This window comes from Kitasatospora sp. NPDC086791 (assembly GCF_040685975.1).
Taxonomy (GTDB): Bacteria; Actinomycetota; Actinomycetes; order Streptomycetales; family Streptomycetaceae; genus Kitasatospora.
This window is the reverse complement of the sequence record NZ_JBFBOC010000034.1, coordinates 1-20272: the sequence shown is the minus strand read 5'-3', so window position 1 is coordinate 20272 and position 20272 is coordinate 1. Positions and strand designations below refer to the sequence as shown.

Genomic DNA, 20272 nt, shown 5'->3' with positions numbered 1-20272 from the left:
GCCGGTAGGAACGTCTGGCCGCAAGGGCTTGGATTCGGGGCACCGTCCACAGCCTGTTGGAGTGGCTGCCCAGGCAGCCCGAGATGCTGAGACGGGTGCCCTGATCGGGGTTCCAGCCAGGCCGTTCGAGGTAGCGGCCTCGTGGCGTGGCCCTTCCCGGTCACCTGTTCCTCTCCGCCGCCGTCCCGCCCGACCGGTGGAAGCGGTGCCGGACCTCAGATCCCGCGCGACCTGCGCGTCATGATCCGGACACCCCCTCGCGGAACTGTTTTGTGTCGTCCTGCAGGGGGAGGGGCCGGTCGGGCTCCGCACGTGGTCGGCGGGGACGGAGTGCCGCGGTGGGCGCGGGGGACGGCGGGGAGTGTGGGCTGTCGTGCCGGGCCACCCCAGCGCTGCCTGTCCGACTGCGCGGCGCTGTGGTGGCCGGCCGGGTCGCCCTTCCGCTGTTCAGTCGGTCGGGGCCTGCCAGGGTTGGAACCACGGGTCGGGCCACTGTTCGGCGGCGGCCAGCAGGGGGAACAGCGTGGCGCCGTCGATGGTTTCGCGGATGATGTCGGCGTGACCGCCGTGTCGGGAGGTCTCCTCGATGAGGTGCAGCAGCACCCAGCGGACGGACCAGTTCTTCACGTCGGCGGGGAACCAGGGCAGTCCCTGTGGGACGGGCACGGCCTGGCCGAGATCGGCGATTCCGGCGATCACTGCGTCCGTCTCCCGGGCCGCGGCCTCGTACTGGTCCAGCACATCTGCGAGCGTTTCCTCCACGGTGAGCACGAATTCGGCGGAGTCGCCATCGTCGGCCGTTCGCTGTTGGCCGCGCTGCCGCTGGAGGATCAGGTCGGTCCAGCCGGCCTCGCACCGTGCGGCGTGCTTGATGAGGCCGCCGATGCTCAGTTCACTGGCGGTGGGCGTCATCCTTGCCTGATCGTCCGTCAGTCCATGGGTGGTGGCGCGCAGAGCCTGGCGCTGCTGGGTGAGGTAGGCGAGCAGGCCTTCGCGCTCGTCGGCGATCGGCGGTACGTGTGCGGGCATGGGGCTGACCCTCTCTCCTGGAGAAAGGGCTGGTCAACCCTCCGGTGAAAAGAATTTCAGGTCCTTGCGCAAGATTTGGACGCGCTGTGGCCGTGCGCATCGTGTCCCGCCTCGCCATGTCGGCGTCACGCGCGTGGTCGTTGGTGGCTTCCGGCTCGGTCGCGTCGCCCGCAGGCGCCGTGGCCCGCAGGCCCGGTGCTGGAGGTTGGGGTCAGGTTGATCGGCCTGGTGTACGTCGGCTGGGAAGTGGCAGTAGAGTCCGACTGAAACTTGCTGCAAGGGTTTGCATCGCGAGAGGGTCCAGCCATGCCGAGAGTCGTCCCGCCCGTCGCCGATGAGCGCACGGCGCTGACCGCCTACCTGGCCCACCAGCGGCGCGCGCTGCGGGTCACCGCTCACGGTCTGACCGAGGAGCAGGCCCGTATGGCGGCCTCTGCCAGCGAGCTGAGCATCGGCGGGCTGATCAAGCACGCCGCACGGTGCGAGGGCTTCTGGACCGACCTCATCCTTCAGCGGCAGCGTGGGACGCGGCCAGAGGTGGACGAGTCGGACGTGGACGAATTTAAGCTCGCCTCGGACGAGACACTGGCCGGGGTTCTGGCCGCGTATGCAGAGGCGGCCGAGCGGACCGATGCGGTGATCACCAGTATTCCGGACCTCGGGCAGGCTGTTCCGGTGCCTCAGGGGGCTCCCTGGGTTCCCGCAGAGGTCGAGGAATGGTCGATCCGCTGGGTCCTGCTGCACTTGATCGAGGAGACGGCACGGCACGGCGGTCACGCTGACGTCATCCGCGAGAGCATTGACGGTGCAACCTTTGACCCGCTGCTCGCCGCGGCCGAGGCGTGGCCTGACCCATGGGTCCAGCCGTGGGAACCCGCGTCCCCGAGCGTCGGCTGACAGCAAGTGCCGATCGATTGACCATGCACGCCTGGTGCCGCGACCCGTCCGGTCGGCATCGAGGTGTCGCCGCCGACCGGACGGCAGCTCAGGGGGATGGGAGTGGGGCCGCATCGGGCACCGGAAGGGCCTGTTCGGCCCAGATGATCTTGCCGTCCGCCGTCTGCCGTGTTCCCCAGCGATCGGCCAGCTGAGCGACGAGGAGCAGACCGCGCCCGCCCTCGTCGCTCGCCCGGGGATGTCGGACGTGCGGTGCCGCGCTGCTGCTGTCGGAGACCTCACAGGTGAGCGTCATGTCGTGGATCAGGCGCAGCTGGACCTTCCCGCCGGCGTACCGGATCGCGTTGGTGACCAGCTCGCTGACCAGGAGCAGAGTGGTGGAGTCGAGTTCCTCCAGGCCCCAGGTGACCAGTTGGCTGGAGGCCAGGCGGCGGGCGGTGGCGACCATGGCGGGATCGTCGGGGAAGGTCCAGGACGCGATTCGGTCGCCGTTGAGGAGCCGGGTTCGTGCGGTCAGCAGGACGACGTCCTTGCGCGGTCGCTCCTGGACCAGTGAGTAGATGGTCGCGTCGCACGTGTCCTGCACGGACCGCTCGGGGTGGGCGAGTTGACGCCGAAGGCGTTGGAGGCCGCGGCGGGGGCGGCCGTGCAGGCACCGCAGCAGCTCGGGCGTGTAGAAGGCCAGCAGGCTCCCGGCAGGGAGGTGCAGGCGGCAGCTCTCGAAAGGCGCCCTGTTGAGGCCCAGGCGTGGCCCGTCCGGGACGCGGAAGGCCGCGACGGTGCCATCGGGATGGACGATCTCCGGCGCCGGGTGCGCCGCCCGGGCGAAGACGCACGCACCGCTGGTGGCGTCGTAGACGGCGTAGACGCAGGTGGCGCCGGAGGGCCCGCGCACGGGCGTGCCCTCGTCGGAGAGCTCCTCCGGCGCCCCGCCGAGACGGACCATCAGGTCGTCCAGGTGGGCGAGCAGTTCGTCGGGCGGCAGGTCGAGCGCGGCGAGCGTGTGGACGGCGGCCCGCAGCCGGCCGGCCGCGGCCGCCGCCCGGAGGCCGTCCCTGCCGACGGTGCCCACCACCAGCGCCACCCGCGCTCCCGGGAGCGGGATGACGTCGTACCAGCCGGCGGCCTCGGCTGCGGGCACATGGCAGTAGGACACCTCGACGGCGTTCTGGTCGGGCAGCCGAGTGGGAAGCAGACTGTGCTGGAGGGCCCGTGCGGCCCGCGACTCCCGGGTGTACCGCCGGGCGTTGTCCACACAGACGGCGGTCCTGGCGGCGAGCTCCGCGGCGGTGGTCACATCGTCCTCGTCGAACTCGGGCCTGCGCCAGCGGTAGAACGAGGCCACACCGAGGATCACCCCGCGGGCGGCCAGCGGCGCCACCACCAGGGAGTCCACGTGGGCCGCCCGGATGCGCTCCGCCCTGAGCGGCTCGCGCATCAGCCAGTCCTCGGCCGCCTCGACGTCCCGGACGAGGCGGGGGCGCAGGTCGGACAGGCACTGGCTGAAGGGAGTGGGCGGTGAGATCACGTTGACGGTCCCGACCGGGAAGGCCGGCTGCAGACGGCCTTCGGGCTCCGAACGGAATGCGGTGCGGCGCAGGGTGGCGTCGTCGCCGACCGGCCCGGGGGCGAGCGCATAGCCCTGGAACACCGGGTCGAGGATGTCGATCGCCACCGCGTCGGCCAGCTGCGGGACCGCCACCTCGGTCAGTTCCTCCGCCGTCCGCGTCACGTCCAGGGACGTGCCGATGAGAGCGCTGGAGCGGGCGAGCAGCTCCAGCCGGTCCCGGGCCCGGTAGCGTTCGGTGACGTCGATGACGATCGTGGCCACGCCGATGACCTGCTGGTCGTCGCTGCCCACGAGTTGCAGCGCGGAGACGGAGTAGACGTGCTCCCGCTCCGGATCGGACGGCGGGGAGCCGCGCTGCACCAGGTCGATGACCGGTTCCCCGGTTTCGGCGACCTTCCGGAGAATTCGCTCGTTCGCGTCGTTGACCAGGAGCGGCGCCAACTCGTGCAGTGGCCGGCCGATGACCTCCTCGCCCCGTACCCCGCGCACACCCGCCGAGGCGGTGTTGAACCGGATCAGCCGCAGGTCGGTGTCGACGATGTACAGCCCGACCGGCGACTCGGTGAGCAGCGCGTTCATCACGGCCCGGTCGACGCCGTCGGGGCCGGGCAACTCCGTATTCGCGCGCTCACCTGGATCCGTCATGGGAAAGCCTGGGTTCGGTTCTGTTCTCGTCGGTGGCTCGTACGAGGTCTGGCTCTCCCATCATGGCCTCGCCCGGGCGGGGCCGCGCGTCGTCCGGTCTCCCGGAGGCGGCCGGCACCCTGCAGATCCTCACTCCCGCCGGTTCGGCCGCGGATGTCGCGGCGCAGGTCGCGGCCACGCCCGGCATCGCGGGCGTGATGCCCGTCCAGAGCGCCGCGGACGGCTGCGCCTGCTGACAGAGAGGACCTCGCTGGTCATCGGCGTGGTGATGACGCTCGGCTTCGGGTTGCTGCTCGTCGCGCTGCGGGCGCCGCTGATCTCGGCGCGCGGTACCGCCGGGCGGGTGATCTTCGCGGCGGCCGACGTCATCCGATCCGACAGGCTCCGGGGGCCGCAACGGGCGCGGACCTCGACACCTCCTTCTACGCCCGCGAGGTCAAGGAGACCCGTGCTGACCGGATCGTTCCGCATCCGGGCCCGATGGGGCCTTCGCGCGGGCACCCGGCAGCGGCGAGGATCGGGGCATGACCAACGCACTCCTCGTCATCGACGTCCAGGAATCCTTCCGGCAGCGCGAGAACTGGGCGGCCGTCTCCAACCCCGGGATCGTCGGGCAGGTGAACCGGCTCGTCGAGCACGCCCGGGCCCGGGGCGACCTCGTCGTCTGGGTCCTGCACGCCGAGCCCGGCACGGGGACGGTGTTCGACCCCGCCCTCGGCCACGTCCGCCTGATGGACGGGCTGGTGCCGGTGGAGGGCGAGCCCGTCGTCACCAAGACCTCGCACAACGCGTTCACCACCACCAACCTGCAGCAGTTGCTCACCCAGCGCGGGATCCGCGCACTGGTGGTCAGCGGCATCCGCACCGAGCAGTGCTGCGAGACCACCACCCGGGTGGCGGCCGACCTCGGCCACGACGTCACGTTCGTGGTCGACGCGACCGCCACCCACCCGATCGAGCACCGCGACGCGCCCGCCGGGCGCAGCCTCGACGAGATCCTCGCCGACCCGCGCACGCTCTCCACGGACGAGGTCATCGCCCGCACCGAGTACGCTCTGGCGGGTCGTTTCGCCACCGTCACCACCGTGAAGGAGCTGACCGGATCGTGACCCGCGTCGTCTTCCTGCTGGTCCCGCAGGTGCACCTGCTGGACCTGGCCGGGCCCGCCCAGGTGTTCTCGACGGCGGCCGGCCACGGTCTCGACTACACCGTCGACCACGTGGCCGAGCAGGAGGACGTGCCGACCGCGCAGGGGCTCACGTTGCGGGCTTCCACCGAGTGGCCGCGGCTCACGCCGGACGACCTGCTCGTGGTCCCCGGTTGGCGGGCGTCGACGCTGCGGTCACACGGGGACCTCGCCCCGGCGACGCTGGAGCGGCTGGCCGCCCACCACGCGGCCGGCGGTACGGTCGCCAGCGTCTGCGCGGGCGCGGACGCGCTCGGCCGGGCCGGGCTGCTGGACGGGCGCCGCTGCACCACGCACCACGACCTCCAGGACGAACTGGCCCGCCGCTACCCGAGGACGGTCGTGGTGCGCGACGTGCTGTACGTGGTGGACGACCGGGTGGTCACCTCGGCCGGCATCGCGAGCGGCATCGACCTGGCCCTGCACCTGGTCGCGAACCGGCACGGGCCGGCGGCGGCCGCCCGGATCGCCCGGGAGATGGTCGTCTACGCCCGGCGCAACGGCGACGAGCGGCAGGTCAGCGCGATGCTCCGGCACCGCGCCCACCTGGTCGACGCCGTCCACCGGGTCCAGGACCTGATCGACGCCCGCTTCGCCACCCGGCTCAGCCTGGCCGACCTCGCGGGGGAGGCGGGCGTCAGCGAGCGCACCCTCACCCGCCACTTCACCGAGGCCACCGGACTCACCCCGCTGCGCTACCAGCAGGAACTGCGGGTCGAGCGGGCCGAGCACCTGATCGCGCACGGCGCGACCGCGGAGGCCGCCGCCCGCGCGGCCGGTTTCCAGGACGCCCGGATGCTCCGCCGCCTGCGTGCCCGCGCCGGATCCGTCCGCGCCGGATCCGTCCGCGACGTGGACGAGCGGGCAGAGCTCGTCAACTCCTCTGTCGGATAGTTGACTTGATGAGAGTCAATGACTTTCGGTCAAGGTCTTGCCGCCATGACGGCCTGTTCGGCAGGCCGAGGGCTACCACCAGCGCTTCGGCCTCGTCCACGTCGACTTCGAGACCCAACAGCGCACCCCGAGGGCCGCGTGCGCCTGGTACCGCGACCTGATCGCGACCTGATCGCGACTCACCGTTCCCGGTGCGATTGATAGTCGAGTCCGACGAAGGGGCAAAGGCCCGTATGTGATCGGCCTGGACAGGGGGCCGTCCGTGCGGGGTCGTCCTCGCCCGGGGGGACCCCGATGCCGTGTGTCCGGGCGGTCTACTTGGCTTCGACTCGTCCGATCGGGGCGGGGTCGGTTCGCAGCGCGTCGCATGCGGCCTGCCAGGCCGTGTCGCCGGGGTGGAACCGACTGCGGAGGTAGGCGGCGGTGAGTCGCCCGATGGCGGCGACCCGTTCGGGGTTCTCGTCGGTGGTTTCGGCGGCGTCGTATCCGGCGATCCCGCCGAGTCCGTGTTCCGCTCCGAACAGGGTGAGCAGGGACTTGGGGCCGGGGGCGAGGGTGTAGGGGTCGGCGTGCCAGTCCGGACCCATGTCGGTGAAGTGTCGGGAGTCGTCCTTGTCGCCTGCGACGACCAGGGCGGGAGCGGTCATGGTGGAGAAGTCGACGGCTCCGATGATCGGCCACTGCTCGGCCATGGGCCCGTTGAGGACGTCGCCACCCCTGCCGGGCGCGGCGAGCAGGACGCCCGCCTTGATCCGCGGCTCGACCAGGTGCACCACCTTCCCGGTGTCGGGGTCGTCGAGTCCGGCGCCCAACAGGAGGGCGGCGGTGAAGCCGCCGAGCGAGTGTCCGGCGAGGGCGACCTTGGTGTGGTCGATCCGTCCCGCGAGCTGCGGCACGGTGCGCTCGATCACGTCGAGCCGGTCGAGGATGTGGCTCATGTCCTCGGCGCGGGAGCGCCAGAAGGCCGGTGCGCCGGGAGCGTCGGCGACCAGGTGGCTCAGCGTCCGGGAGGTGAGGTGGGTGGGCTGGAGGACGACGAATCCCCGTGCCGCCCAGGAGTCGGCGAGCGGCGCGTAGCCGTTCAGTGAGGAGAGGTTGTTCGAGGGGCCGTGACCGTGGGAGAGCAGGATGACGGGAAGGCCGGTTCCGGACGCGGGAGCGGTGACGCGTACCTGGAGGTCCACGGGACGTCCGGGCACGGGCAGGACCACCGGGCTGTAGGACAGGACGGGGACAGGTGCGGTGAGGGCGGATGTGCTCATGATGAGCGGTTCTCCTTACTGCGGTGGGTGCCGCGGCCGACCCCGGGCGGGTGGCGGCGGGCAAGGGGCAGCTACGCCCCGCTTCGGCTAACCTGAAGCGGAACGCTGTCCCGCTTACTATCCGGAACATCGTTCCGTTTTGTCAACGGGTGTCGGAGGGAGAGTCGTGTCCAGTGAGAGCCCCACGGGGAGGGCGTCGGTCCGGAGCAAGCGGGCCGATGCGCTGCGCAATCAGCAGGCGCTGCTCGCGGCCGCCGCCGAGGTGTTCGTGGCCTCCGGCGTCGATGCGCCGATCCGCCGGATCGCGGCCAAGGCGGGTGTGGGGACGGGAACGATCTACCGGCACTTCCCGACCCGGGCCGATCTCGTCACGGCCGTCTACCGCCACCAGATCGAGGAGTGCGCGGAGGCGGGGCCGGAGCTGCTGGCCGGCGCCGACTCACCGTTCACCGCACTGTGCCAGTGGATCGACCTCTTCGTCGACTTCCTGGTCACCAAGCACGGACTGGCCGACGCGATGCAGTCGGACAGCAGCGGCTTCGCGGCGCTGCACGGCTACTTCCTCGACCGTCTGCTGCCGGTCTGCGCGCGGCTGCTCGATGCCGCGGTCGAGGCCGATGAGATCAGGGCGGGCATCCAGCCCTACGAACTGATGCGCGGCATCGGCAACCTGTGCATCGGAGGCGCAGACCCGCAGTACGATCCCCGGCGCCTGATCGAATTGCTCCTGTGCGGACTGCGGCGCCCCCCGTCGGAGTGACCGGGCGACTCGGGCGGGGCCGCGACGGGTGCCGCTCTACCGGTCGGCGGCGTCCGGGGGGCGGGTGGGCGGGGGGACGCGCAACACCGGGAGGGCGCAGAGGGCGGCGGCGGCCGTGGCGCAGAGGGCGGCCATGGTGAGGACGGTCCAGGCGGAGGGGGCGCGGGCGATGCCCGCGCCGATGCCGCTCAGCTCGCCCTGGCGGTCGATGAGCCGGCGGACGAGCGGGATGGCGACGGCCGCGCCGACGGCGACGGTGACGAGGGCGATGGCTGTCCCGCGGACGGCGAGCACGACGGCGGACTGGCCCGGGGTGAGGCCGATCGCCCGGAGCAGGCCGAGGTCCCGGCGGCGTTCGTGGAAGCCGGCGGTGGCCGTGGTGAGCAGGTCGACCAGGCCGATGAGGGCGAGCAGGAGCAGGAGGCCGACCACGCTGGCCCGCAGGGCGCCGGGCCGGGTGACCGGGCCGGTGGGGAGGCGGATCTCGGTCTGGCCGGCGAGGCCGGCCCGGGCGGGGAGGTCGCGTTGGACGGCGGCCGGGTCCTGGCCGGGGCGCAGCGTCAGCTGCCAGAAGTCGGGGTGGGTGGGGTCGCCGGGCCGGTCGAGGGTGTCGAAGCCGGTGGACAGGACGCGGCCGCCGTGTTCCGGTTCGAGATCGCGTCCGACGATGTGCAGGATGCGCGGGGTGCTCCCGGTGGTGAGCCGCACCCACTGGCCGACCCGGGCGCCGAGCAGGTCGAGGGCGCCCTGTCCGGCGACGGCCTCGTCGGTGGCGCGGATCGCCCGGCCCTCGACGACGGTGTACGGGTACGGGGCGTCGGTGGTGCCGACGGCGCGGAGGGTGAGCGTCGCGGACTGGCCGGGTGCGAGGGCCTGCATCTCGGTGCCGGGGTAGACGCCCCGCACGGCGGGGTCGGCGGCCAGGGCGCCGGCGAGCTGCCCGTCGCCGGGCGTCCGATCGGGGGTGGTGCGGCGGGCGGTGACGGACGGGACGGTGGCGCCGCCGTCGGGCCGGGTGACGGCGTCGAGGGTCGTCCAGGTGCTCAGGGCCAGGGTGGCGGCGACGACCGGGACGGCCAGCCGCAGGGCGCTGCCGACCAGGTCCGAGCGCCGGCGCAGGACGCTGCCGAGCCCGAACACGAGGGCCGGCGGCAGCCGGCGCAGTGGGCCGAGCCGGACCGGCCGGGCCGTCATGACGGGTGGCCGGGTGCCGTCGGTCGGGGGCACGGGGGCGACCCGGGCGGCCCGCAGGGCGGGCAGTGTGGCGGCGGCCCCGACGGCGAGGAGCGCGACGGCGACCACGGCCGCGGTGGTCGCCGTGCCGCCGGGGACGAGCCCGTGGAGCGCGTCGGTTCCGCCGCCGAGGGCGGGCACGGTGTGGACGGCGATCGCGGCCCCGCCGGCGCCGAGCAGCACTCCGGTGCCGGCCAGCAGGAGCTGTTCGGCGATGAACATCCAGGCGACCTGGCCGGCGGTGAAGCCGAGCGCCTTGAGCAGGGCGATGTCGCCGGTCCGGGCCCGGATCCGCCCGCCGGCCGCGCCGGCCACCGCGAGGGCGGCGGCGAGCAGGGCGGCGAGTCCGCTGAGGCCCAGTAGCAGGCCGGCCAGCCGGTCGTCCTGCTGCCGTGCGGCCCGTGCGTCCAGCCAGGTGGAGATCCGGGAGACCCGCTCGGCGCCGAGGACGCTGACCACCCGCTGGGCCGTGTACCCGGCGTCGGAGGGGTGGGCCAGCCGCAGGCCGAGGGTGAGCCCTTGGGTCGCCCGGTCCGGCTGGACGAGGTCGAGGGTGGCGGGCGGGGCCCAGCCGAGGTCGTAGCCGGCGGCCTGGCTGGGCAGCTGGTCGGGGCTGTCCGCGATGCCGAGGACCCGGAGGTCGACGGGGCCGCCGTGGGCGTCGAGGACGGTCAGGTGGTCCCCGGGGTGCGCCCAGGCGGCGTCGGCCGCGGACCGTTCCAGCACGATGCCGTGGACGTCGTCCGGATCGAGCCAGGTGCCGGAGCGCAGCAGCGGCCGGGCCGCGCCCGGGGTGTCGCCGCGCAGGACGAGCGTGGTGCGGCCGGGCGGGCCCGCGGTGGTGGCGCCGTCGGCGCGTCGGCCGACCAGGGTGGTCTCGGCGGTGTGCTGGGGCGGTGAGACGGCGAGCACGCCGGGTTCGCCGGCGAGCACGGCGGCCGAGGGTTCGTCGGCGCTGCCCCGGGCGGTCGCGGACGGGCGCAGGTCGATCCGGACGTCGGGCGATCCGGCGGCACGGAACTGTCGCTGCCACGGGTCGGCGGCGGCGCCGAGCAGCGTGCCGGCGAGCAGGAGGGCGGCGGCGGTGCCGCCGGTGGCGAGGACGATCAGCAGGGCGTGGAGGCGGTGCGAGCGCAGGTCGGCACGGATCCAGCGGAGGACGGCGGGCACCGGCTCACCCGCCGAAATCGATGATGTCGCCGACCCCGACGGCGCGCCGCCCGGCCGGGGGCTCCTCCACCCGGGCGTCGTCGGCGATCCGGCCGTCGAAGAGGCTGACGACGCGGTCGGCGGTGCTCGCCGCCCTGGCGTCGTGGGTGACCAGCACGATGGTGGTGCCCTGTTCGTGGTAGCGGCTGAGCAGGGCGAGGACGTCCCGGGTGCTGCGGCTGTCGAGGTTGCCGGTGGGCTCGTCGGCGAGGAGCAGTTGCGGCCGGTTGACCAGCGCGCGGGCCAGGGCGACGCGCTGGCGCTCACCGCCGGAGAGCTCGCCGGGCCCGGCGGTGGCCTTGTGGGCGAGGCCGAGGTCGTCGAGGAGTTCCTGGCGGCGTTCGCGGGCGGTGCGGCCGGACATGCCCGCGAGCACCGCGGTCAGTTCGATGTTGTCGGCGACGGAGAAGTCGGGGAGCAGGTTGCCGCTCTGGAAGACGATGCCGTAGTGCCGACGGCGCAGGCGGGCCCAGGCGGACTCCCGCAGGCGGTCCACCCGGCGGCCGTCGAGCCACAGCTCGCCCTCGTCGGGCCGCAGCAGGCCGGCGAGGAGGTGCAGCAGGGTGGACTTGCCGGCGCCCGAGGGGCCGGTGACGGCGACGAACTCGGCCCGGTCGATCCGCAGGCTGATGCCGCGGACCGCCGGGATCAGGGTCGAGCCGCTCAGGTGCGAGCGCACCACGGAGTCGGCCGTCAGCAACGGCGGCATCGGCGGTATCGACGGTATCGGCGACGGGGTCGGCTCCGGGCCGGTCACGTGAGCTCCTCCTGGCAACGCTCCAGCCAGTCGAGGTCGGCCTGCAGGTGCAGGACCGCGCCCTCGATCAACAGCAGCGAGGTCGGGTTGCCGCGCTCGGTGGCGGCCAGCTTGTTGAGTCCGCGCATCGTGTTGATGCAGTGCCGGCGCTGGTTGTTGATCAGCGTCAGCCGGTCGGTGAGGTCGGTGCCTTCGGCCAGGATCAGCTTCATGAAGAACTCGTCCCTGACCCGGGGGCCCTCGGTGGGCGCCCCGAACCAGCCGGAGAGTTCCTCGGTGCCCTTCTCCGTGATCTCGTAGACCTTCTTGTCCGGCCTGCCTTCCTGCGCCACCTCGGTGCCGCGGATCAGTCCGGACTTCTCCAGTCGGCTCAGGGTCACGTAGATCTGGCCGATGTTCGGCTGAGGGTACGCCGCGCCGAAGGTCTGCTCAAGCCCCTGCTTGAGCTCGTACCCGTAGGCGGGCTGCCGGGCCAGCAGCGCCAGCAGCTGATGGCGCACCGGGCGTCACCTCTTCCTTCTCGTCCCTGTTCGCTGGTCACACCTCGGTCACACAGTACGGGCAGACCGGCCCCCACCAGCAGGGAGGCCGTATAAAGGGACGTGCGTCGGTGCCCACCCGTGCCGGCGGACCGAAGGAGCTCCATGGACGACCGGCCGCCCACCGGGCCCGACGCGGGCCGTCGGCGTGTGGTGCGCGCGCTGGTGGGAGGGGCGGCGGCGCTCGCGGCCGGGGGTGCCTCGGCGTGGTACGGCCTGGCCGGCGACGCGCCGGCGGGCGACCCGGACGGCGTCGGACCGGTCACGCTGGCCACCGGCCGGGACACCACCCGCTACCTGCGCGGGCTGCTGGCCGACTGGAACGCCGAGCACCCGGACCAGCCCGCCGAGCTGGTCGAGCTGCCCGAGGCGGCGGACGAGGTGCACGCCCAGCTCGCCGGCGAGCTGTCGGCCGGCGGAAGCCGCTTCGACGTGCTCAACCTCGACGTGGTGTGGACGGCCGAGTTCGCGGCCAAGCGCTGGACCGTGCCGCTGGACGAGTCGGACTTCGCCCTGGACGGCTTCCTGCCCCCGGTCGTGCGGACCGGACGCTACGACGGGCGGCTGTACGCGGTGCCGTTCGTCGCCAACGCCGCCCTGCTGTACTACCGCAGCGACGTGCTGGCCGCCGCCGGTGAGCAGCCGCCCACCACCTGGGCCGAACTGGTCCGGCAGGCACGGACGCTGGCCCCCGCGCACGGGCTGTCCGGGTACGCGGGCCAGCTGAGCCCTTACGAGGGACTCGCCGTCAACGCGCTGGAGGCCATCCGCTCGGCCGGCGGGGACCTGCTGGCCGGCGACGGAACCGTGGTCGTCGACAGCCCGCAGGCCCGGGCCGGACTGGAGTTCCTGGCCGGGGGCGTGCGCGACGGCTGGATCCCGCCCGAGGTGCTCGGCTACCAGGAGGAGGAGTCCCGCGCGGCCTTCGGCCGGGGCGGCCTGCTCTTCCTGCGGAACTGGCCGTACGTCTACCACGCGGTCGGCGCCGCAGGGTCCCCCGTGGAGGGGCGGTTCGGCGTGGTGCCGCTGCCCGGCCCGAACGGGCCCGGCAGCGGTGTGCTGGGCGGCTCGGGCCTGGCGGTCAGCCGGTTCTCCCGGCGCCGGCGCACCGCCCGGGCGCTGATCGGCTATCTGACGAGCCGCCCGGCGCAGTACCGCGTGCTGACCGAGGGCGGGCTGCCGCCGGTCCGGGCCGACCTCTACGCGGATCCGGACCTGACGGCCCGGTTCCCGTACCTGCCCGTGCTGCGCACGGCGATCCTGGCGGCCGGGGCGCGCCCCGGCGTGCCGCAGTACCAGCAGCTGAGCCTCGCGTTCAGCGAGACGGCGTTCGAGGTCGTGTCGGGCCGCCGGACCGCCGGGGCGGCGCTGCCCCGGCTGGCCGCGGACCTGCGCGCCATCGTCGGCTGAGTCGCCGACGCCGACGACGGCCTGGGCGTTCGGCCCCGGCCTCGCGAGGCCTGTGCCCGCGAGAAGGCTACCCGCGAGGCCGCTACCCGCGAGTACCTAACGCGTATCTATCCCTGACCGGGCATCCCGGCTCGTAACTCCTGGGAAACCCCACTACACAAGGGCTTAACAGCACCCGCATCTGCCTGCTATACCTAACGCGAATGCATAACCGTTGGAGTAGCGAGATGCCCAACCCCACCCTCCCCGGCGGCGACGCGGTCACCCTGCCGCGCGCTCGCCCGCACGCCCCCACCACCACCGCCCCCACCACCCCGGCCGCCCCTGCCTGGTGGCGCGACGCCGTGATCTACCAGATCTACGTGCGCAGCTTCCGCGACACCGACGGCGACGGCGTCGGCGACCTCGCCGGCGTCCGGGAACAGCTGCACCACGTGCGGCAGCTGGGCGCCGACGGCGTCTGGCTCAACCCGTTCTACGTCTCACCCCAGTACGACCACGGCTACGACATCGCCGACCACTGCGCCGTCGACCCGGTCTACGGAGACCTCGCCGAGTTCGACCGATTGGTGACCGACTGCCGACTGCTCGGCCTCAAGCTGGTCCTGGACGTCGTCCCCAACCACTGCTCACGTGAGCACCCGTGGTTCCAGAAGGCGCTGGCCAACGGCCCCGGCAGCCCCGAGCGGGCGCGGTTCCACTTCGCCGACGGGCGCGGCGAGGCCGGGGAGCTGCCACCCAACAACTGGCGGGCCATGTTCGGCGGCCCGGCATGGACCAGGGCCACCGAGGCCGACGGCCGGGCCGGCCAGTGGTACCTCCACCTGTTCACCCCGGAGCAGCCCGACTTCAACTGGCGCAACCCCGACGTCGCCGCCCACTTCGAGGAGGTGCTGCGGTTCTGGCTCGACCGCGGCGTCGACGGCTTCCGGATCGACGTGGCGGCCGGGCTGTACAAGCACCCCGAGCTGCCGGACTCGCCCGACCCGGACGTGGACGAGCGCACCCGCGACTCGGTGAACCCGCTGGCCTGGAACCAGCCGGAGGTGCACGAGGTCTGGCGCCGGTGGCGCGCGATCTGCGAGGAGTACACCGTCCGCGACGGCCGGCAGCGGCTGCTGGTCGGCGAGGCGTCCGTGCCCACGCCGGCCGAACAGGCGCTGTACGTGCGGCCCGACGAACTGCACCAGGCCTTCTTCTTCCACCTGCTGCACGCGCCGTGGGACCTCGCGCACTTCCACCGGGTCATCGACGACGCCGTGCGGGACATCACCGCCACCGGCTCGACGGTCACCTGGGTGCTCAACAACCACGACCAGGTCCGCACGGTGAGCCGGTTCGCGGGGGAGGACCCCGCTTCCGGCCCCGCCCGGGCCAAGGCCGCCGCCCTGCTGATGCTGGCCCTGCCCGGAGCCGCCTACCTCTACCAGGGCGAGGAGTTCGGACTGCCCGAAGTCCTCGACCTGCCGGACGAGTCGATCACCGACCCGATCTTCCACCGCACCGGCAGCCGCACCGGGATCCGCGACGGCTGCCGGATACCGCTGCCCTGGTCGGGCGCCGAGGCCCCGTTCGGCTTCAGCCCGCCGGACAGCCCGGCCGCGCCGTGGCTGCCGCAGCCGGCCGCGTTCGCCGCCCACACGGCCGAGCGGCAGCGGGCCGACGCCGGATCCGTGTTCCACCTGTACCGCACCGCCCTCCAGCTACGCCGTGAACTGCCGCAGCTCGGCGAGGGCACGCTGCGCTGGCTGGAGACCCCGCCCGGGGTCCTCGCCTTCGTCCGCGGCGAGGGCCTGGTGTGCGCCGTCAACTTCGGTGACACCCCCGCGCCGGCCCCGGTCGCCGGTCCGCCCCTGCTGGCCAGCGGTCCGTGCGAGGACGGCCTGCTGCCGCCCGGCACCGCCGCCTGGTGGATCAACCCCGGTGCTGTCAGCGGTCTCTGACCACCCATCACCTCCCGAAGCCCGAAACCCCCACCCGCCTCACGGAAGAAGACTCGACGATGAGACTCCGTAGCGCTCTCCCCACCCTGGCCGCCTCCGTCGTGCTGGCCGCCACCGCGACCGCCTGCGGCAGCGGGGGAGGCGGCACCGCCGCCGACTCCGCCACCCAGGAACTCAAGGGACAGACCCTGACCGTCGCCGCCGTGTGGAGCGGCACCGAGCAGGAGAACTTCAAGAAGGTGCTGGACGCCTTCACCGCGAAGACCGGTGCCACCGTCAGCTACACCTCCACCGGTGACAACCTCTCCACCGTGGTCGGCAGCAAGATCGAGGGCGGCGACCCGATGGACGTGGTCATGGTCGCCCAGCCCGGCGTGATCAAGCAGTTCGCCGCGAAGGGCTGGCTGGCGCCGCTGGCGCCCGCCGTCACCGATGCCGCGAAGAAGAACTACGCCGGCATCTGGTCCGGCCTCGGCACCGTCGACGGCACCCAGTACGGCCTCTACTTCAAGGCCGCCGACAAGTCGACCGTCTGGTACAGCCCCGCCGCCTTCCAGAACGCCGGCGTCCAGCCCCCGGCCACCTTCGACGACCTGCTGAAGGTCGGCCGGACGCTCTCCGACTCCGGGACCCCGGCCTTCTCGGTCGGCGGCCAGGCCGGCTGGCCCCTCACCGACTGGTTCGAGAACGTCTACCTCTCCCAGGCCGGACCGGAACTCTACGACAAGCTCACCCGGCACGAGATCCCGTGGACCGACCCGTCCGTCCTCAAGGCCCTGACCACCCTCGGCAAGGTCTTCGGCGACAAGCAGCTCGTCGCCGGCGGCGGGCAGGGCGCCCTGCAGACCGACTTCCCGACCTCCGTCCAGCAGGTCTTCGGCGCACAGCCCAAGGCCGCCATGACCCACGAGGGCGACTTCGTCGGCGGTGTCATCGCCTCCGAGCTGAAGAAGCAGGTCGGCACCGACGCCAAGGTGTTCCCGTTCCCCGCCGTGGACGGCGGCAAGGCCCCGGTGATGGGCGCGGGCGACGCGGCGGTCGTCCTCAAGGGCGCCAAGCACCCCGAGGCCGCACAGAAGTTCGTCGAGTTCCTGGCCGGCCCCGAGGCGGCGACCGTCTGGGCCAAGGCCGGCGGCTTCATCTCGCCCAACAAGGCCGTCGACCCCTCGGTCTACCCCGACGACACCACCCGGCAGTTCGCCAAGTCGGTGATCGACGCCGGGGACGCCTTCCGCTTCGACATGTCGGACCAGGCCCCCGCCGCGTTCGGCGGCACCGCGGGCCAGGGCGAGTGGAAGGACCTCCAGGACTTCCTCGCCGACCCCTCCGACGTCCAGGGCGCCGCGGCCAGGCTCGAAGCCGACGCCGCCAAGGCCTACAAGGGCTGATCCACCATGTCTCTGCGCTCACCTCGCAGGGGCCGGGCATCCGGTGGCGCCCTCCGGCGCCACCGGGGCCTCGCCCTGCTGTTCGTCCTGCCCGCCCTGCTGCTGCTCGGCGCCCTCGTCGTCTACCCCATCGGCTACTCGGTGGCCCGGAGCCTCTTCGACGCCTCCGGCCACCGCTTCGTCGGACTCGACAACTACGGCACCGCCTTCACCGACCACGCCACCCTCACCGCCGTGCGCAACAACGCGATCTGGGTCGCCGTCGCCCCGGCCCTGGTGACCGCCGTCGGCCTGGTGTTCGCGGTGCTCACCGAGAAGATCCGCTGGGCCACCGCGTTCAAGCTGCTCGTCTTCATGCCGATGGCGATCTCCTTCCTCGCCGCCGGGATCATCTTCCGCACGGTGTACGACGCGGACCCGCAGCGCGGCGTGCTCAACGCCGCCGCGGTCGCCGTCCACGACACCTTCGACGACCGGCCGACCTACCCGGGCGCCCACCCGCGCCCCGGCGGCGGCCTCGACCAGACCCGGGGCGGCGACGTCACGGCGCCCGCCGGCACGCGCGTCGTGCTGCTGCCGCTGGTCGGCGTGCAGCCCGGCTCGCTCCCGGCCACCGCCCGCACGGCCCAGGAACCGGCCGGCGGCGACGGGGTCAGCGGCACGGTGTTCCTGGACTTCGTCCCGGGCGGCGGCGGCCAGGCAGGCCGACTGGACGCCGGGAAGAAGGGCCTGCCCGGCGTCACCGTCCAACTCCGGGACGGCGGACGGACGGTCGACACCACCACCACCGCCGCCGACGGCACCTTCCGGTTCGGCGCGGCCCCGTCCGCCAGCACCTCGGTGGTGATGCCGGCCGCGAACTTCGCCGCCCCCTACCGCGGCGTCGACTGGCTCGGCCCGGCGTTCATCACCCCGGCCATCATCGGCGCCTACATCTGGATCTGGGCCGGCTTCGCCATGGTCATCATCGCCGGCGGCCTCGCCAACCTGCCCCGCGAGACCATCGAGGCGGCCAGGATCGACGGCGCCGGCGAATGGCAGATCTTCCGCCGCATCACCGTGCCCCAACTCGCCCCGGTCCTCGGCGTCGTGTTCATCACCATGGTCATCAACGTGATGAAGATCTTCGACCTGGTGTACATCATCGCGCCCGGACCGGTGCAGCAGGACGCGAGCGTGCTCGCGCTCCGGCTCTACCTGGTCTCCTTCGGCGGCGGCAACGACCAGGGCCTCGGCAGCGCCCTCAGCGTCCTGCTGCTGCTCCTGGTCGTGCCGGTGATGCTCCTCAACGTCCGACGCTTCCGAGGGAGCCGCGCATGACCACCACCCAGGCGGCCCCGTCCGCCGCCACCACCACCGGGCCCGCACCGGCGCCGGCCGGCCGGCCCGCCCTGCCGCTGACGACCCGGCTCGCCGCCCTTACCCGCAGCGGCCTCGTCCAGGCCGTGCTGACCGTGGCCGCCGTCGCCTGGCTGGTGCCCACCGTCGGCCTGCTGGTCTCCTCGCTGCGCCCGAAACAGGTCGCCGCCACCGGAGGCTGGTGGACGGCACTGACCGAGCCCGCCCAGCTCACCCTGCGGAACTACACCGCGCTGCTCGGCGGCGGCGACGTCCCCAAGGCGTTGTGGAACACCGTGCTCATCAGCGTCCCGGCGACCCTGCTGACCGTCGCTCTCGCCGCGGGCGCCGGCTACGCCTTCGCCTGGATGCGCTTCCCCGGCCGGGACGCCGTCTTCCTCGGCGTGGTCGGGCTGCTGGTCGTCCCGGTCCAGGTCGGGCTCATCCCGGTCGCCAAACTGGAGGGCGCCGTCGGGCTGTTCGGCACCATCCCCGGCGTCGTGCTGTTCCACGTCGGCTACGGGCTCCCGTTCGCCGTGTTCCTGATGCGCAACCACTTCCTGGAGATCCCCGCCGAACTCCTGGAGGCGGCGCGGATGGACGGCTGCGGGGAATGGCGGATCTTCCGCACCCTCGCCCTGCCGCTCGCCGCGCCGGCCGTCGCCTCGCTGTGCATCTTCCAGTTCCTCTGGGTCTGGAACGACATGCTGGTCGCACTGATCTTCGCCGGCAACGACTCGCAGCCGCTGACGGTCTACCTGCAGTCCCAGATGCGGCAGTTCGGCAGCAACATGGACATCCTCGCCCCCGGCGCGTTCCTGTCCCTGCTGGTCCCGGTGGTGGTGTTCCTCTGCTTCCAGCGGTTCTTCATCCAGGGCGCGATGGCCGGATCCGTGAAGTGACACCGGCGGGGGCGGCGACACCACGCGCCCGCAGCCCGGCCGCGACGCCGTCCCACGCGCGACCGGTGTGCCACGCGCCGTGCACCAGCGGCACCCCGCGGGACGCAGAGGAGGGGGAGGGAAGGATCATGAGAGGCCTCTCGGTGTTCGATCGATAGCGGGACAGCGGCGCGGAACGTGCGGAGCGCGGACGGCGGCGGCCACCGCCACCTCCTCCGACACGCCCTCACCGCCGTTCGCCCACAAGAGCCACCGGCGAGGAAGAAGGATTCGGCTTCCGCCCGGACTCTTGGCAGAAGCAGTGCCGGGCGGCCGGGGGTCAGGCCTGGGTGGGGTGGTAGCCGGTGAGGAGGAGGGCGATGTCGTCGGAGCGGTGGGGGGAGTGGCGGGCCTTGCGCAGGAGTTGGTCGGCGAGTTCGTCGAGGTCTGTGGCGCGGGCGTGGGCCAGGGCGGCGCGGAGTTCGTCGATGCCCAGATCGATGTCGCGGCCGCGCTCCTCGACGAGGCCGTCGGTGTAGAGGGCGAGGATCGATCCCGGGGGAAGGTCCAGCCGGGTCTCGGGATAGCTGCTGGTGGCGACGACGCCGAGGAGCGGGCCGCCGGCCACTTCCAGGACCTCGGTGCTGCCGTCGGGGCGGCGCAGCAGCGGCGGGCAGTGCCCGGCCCGGACGGCGTAGGCGCGGTCGCTGCCCGGTTCGACGCGGATGTAGCAGCAGCTGGCGAGCAGTCCGGGGTCGAGGTCGGCCAGCAGCCGGTTCGTGCCGGTCAGGACGGCCTCGGCGGAGTGGCCGGCCGTGGCGAAGGCGCGGACGGCGCTGCGCAGTTGGCCCATGGTGCCGGCTGCCGCGATGTTGTGGCCCTCGACGTCGCCGACGACCAGGGCCACGCCGTCCCCGGTGGGGATCACGTCGTACCAGTCGCCGCCGATGTCCATCCCGCTGGTGCCGGGCAGGTACCGGCCGGCCGTGCGGATGCCCGGCAGGACGGGCAGGCGGTGCGGCAGGAGAGTGGTCTGCAGGCCGTGGGCGAGGGCGTTCTTCGCGTCGTAGAGACGGGCGCGCTCCAGTGCCTGGGCGATCAGACCGCTGAGCGCGGTGAGGATGCCGCGGTCCTTGGTGGTGAGGTGGTGGACGTCGTCGAATCCGAGGAGGCAGGCGCCGACGGGGCGGTTGGAGGCGATGAGCGGCAGGTAGGCCCAGGCTCCCACGGCTTCCCCGGGGTCTTCGCCGGGGCCGATACCGGTATCGGCGCACCCCGGCGCCGAACGGCAGTTGCAGCACCTGGCCGAGGACCACCAGGGCCGCCGCGCC

At 73.0% G+C, this 20272-nt stretch carries 16 protein-coding genes and 2 pseudogenes; 11 read left to right on the top strand and 7 right to left on the bottom strand.

The window, feature by feature from the left end:
- Positions 1-447 precede the first annotated feature (447 nt).
- Positions 448-1029, bottom strand: coding sequence for a DinB family protein (locus tag AB0Q99_RS29375; RefSeq protein WP_363576599.1), 582 nt, complete (start codon positions 1027-1029; stop codon positions 448-450).
- Positions 1030-1335: 306 nt separating this feature from the next.
- On the opposite strand from AB0Q99_RS29375, the gene AB0Q99_RS29370 reads away from it, so the two are divergent.
- Positions 1336-1926, top strand: a complete 591-nt coding sequence (locus tag AB0Q99_RS29370) for a DinB family protein (RefSeq protein ID WP_363576598.1) — start codon at positions 1336-1338, stop codon at positions 1924-1926.
- Positions 1927-2014: 88 nt separating this feature from the next.
- On the opposite strand, the gene AB0Q99_RS29365 is transcribed toward AB0Q99_RS29370, so the two are convergent.
- Positions 2015-4141 carry a SpoIIE family protein phosphatase gene (locus tag AB0Q99_RS29365; RefSeq protein WP_363576597.1) on the bottom strand — a complete coding sequence of 709 codons (2127 nt, stop codon included), beginning with the start codon at positions 4139-4141 and terminating at the stop codon, positions 2015-2017.
- Positions 4142-4203: 62 nt separating this feature from the next.
- On the opposite strand from AB0Q99_RS29365, the gene AB0Q99_RS29360 reads away from it, so the two are divergent.
- The 4 genes and pseudogenes from AB0Q99_RS29360 to AB0Q99_RS29345 all read left to right on the top strand — a co-directional run.
- Positions 4204-4377 (top strand): hypothetical protein, encoded by a 174-nt coding sequence (locus AB0Q99_RS29360; RefSeq protein WP_363576596.1) that lies wholly within the window; start codon positions 4204-4206, stop codon positions 4375-4377.
- A 288-nt stretch (positions 4378-4665) separates the two neighbouring features.
- Positions 4666-5250, top strand: coding sequence for an isochorismatase family protein (locus AB0Q99_RS29355; protein WP_363576595.1), 585 nt, complete (start codon positions 4666-4668; stop codon positions 5248-5250).
- On the top strand, positions 5247-6221 hold the full coding sequence (locus AB0Q99_RS29350; RefSeq protein ID WP_363576594.1) for a DJ-1/PfpI family protein: 975 nt from the start codon (positions 5247-5249) through the stop codon (positions 6219-6221). The genes AB0Q99_RS29355 and AB0Q99_RS29350 overlap by 4 nt, the downstream gene beginning before the upstream one ends.
- Before the next feature lie 64 nt (positions 6222-6285).
- Positions 6286-6393 (top strand): annotated as a pseudogene (locus AB0Q99_RS29345) (family 1 glycosylhydrolase); the annotation flags it as partial.
- Positions 6394-6535: 142 nt separating this feature from the next.
- Here the strand turns inward: AB0Q99_RS29345 and AB0Q99_RS29340 are convergent.
- Complete coding sequence (locus tag AB0Q99_RS29340) at positions 6536-7483, bottom strand: chlorophyllase (RefSeq protein ID WP_363576593.1); 948 nt, start codon at positions 7481-7483, stop codon at positions 6536-6538.
- A gap of 166 nt (positions 7484-7649) precedes the next feature.
- On the opposite strand from AB0Q99_RS29340, the gene AB0Q99_RS29335 reads away from it, so the two are divergent.
- Complete coding sequence (locus tag AB0Q99_RS29335; RefSeq protein WP_363576592.1) at positions 7650-8243, top strand: TetR/AcrR family transcriptional regulator; 594 nt, start codon at positions 7650-7652, stop codon at positions 8241-8243.
- A gap of 36 nt (positions 8244-8279) precedes the next feature.
- Here AB0Q99_RS29335 and AB0Q99_RS29330 read toward each other — a convergent pair whose 3' ends face one another.
- The 3 genes from AB0Q99_RS29330 to AB0Q99_RS29320 are packed head-to-tail and all read right to left on the bottom strand — an operon-like array spanning position 8280 to position 11942.
- Positions 8280-10646 (bottom strand): FtsX-like permease family protein, encoded by a 2367-nt coding sequence (locus tag AB0Q99_RS29330; protein ID WP_363576591.1) that lies wholly within the window; start codon positions 10644-10646, stop codon positions 8280-8282.
- Between the two features lie 4 nt (positions 10647-10650).
- Positions 10651-11394 (bottom strand): ABC transporter ATP-binding protein, encoded by a 744-nt coding sequence (locus AB0Q99_RS29325; protein ID WP_363576641.1) that lies wholly within the window; start codon positions 11392-11394, stop codon positions 10651-10653.
- A gap of 44 nt (positions 11395-11438) precedes the next feature.
- Positions 11439-11942, bottom strand: coding sequence for a PadR family transcriptional regulator (locus tag AB0Q99_RS29320; RefSeq protein WP_363576590.1), 504 nt, complete (start codon positions 11940-11942; stop codon positions 11439-11441).
- Between the two features lie 144 nt (positions 11943-12086).
- Here AB0Q99_RS29320 and AB0Q99_RS29315 point away from each other — a divergent pair, with 144 nt between their 5' ends.
- From AB0Q99_RS29315 to AB0Q99_RS29295, 5 genes are all read left to right on the top strand, one after another.
- Positions 12087-13391, top strand: coding sequence for an ABC transporter substrate-binding protein (locus AB0Q99_RS29315; protein WP_363576589.1), 1305 nt, complete (start codon positions 12087-12089; stop codon positions 13389-13391).
- A 227-nt stretch (positions 13392-13618) separates the two neighbouring features.
- A complete protein-coding gene (locus tag AB0Q99_RS29310) occupies positions 13619-15334 on the top strand; it encodes an alpha-amylase family glycosyl hydrolase (RefSeq protein ID WP_363576588.1) in 1716 nt (571 codons plus the stop codon).
- A gap of 59 nt (positions 15335-15393) precedes the next feature.
- Positions 15394-16722, top strand: coding sequence for an extracellular solute-binding protein (locus tag AB0Q99_RS29305; protein WP_363576587.1), 1329 nt, complete (start codon positions 15394-15396; stop codon positions 16720-16722).
- A gap of 6 nt (positions 16723-16728) precedes the next feature.
- Positions 16729-18042, top strand: a complete 1314-nt coding sequence (locus AB0Q99_RS29300; RefSeq protein ID WP_363576586.1) for a sugar ABC transporter permease — start codon at positions 16729-16731, stop codon at positions 18040-18042.
- Entirely contained in the window at positions 18039-18962 is a 924-nt protein-coding gene (locus AB0Q99_RS29295; protein ID WP_363576585.1) for a carbohydrate ABC transporter permease, read from the top strand. The genes AB0Q99_RS29300 and AB0Q99_RS29295 overlap by 4 nt, the downstream gene beginning before the upstream one ends.
- A 319-nt stretch (positions 18963-19281) precedes the next feature.
- Here AB0Q99_RS29295 and AB0Q99_RS29290 read toward each other — a convergent pair.
- A pseudogene (locus AB0Q99_RS29290) lies at positions 19282-20163 on the bottom strand (SpoIIE family protein phosphatase); the annotation flags it as partial.
- Between the last annotated feature and the right edge of the window lie 109 nt (positions 20164-20272).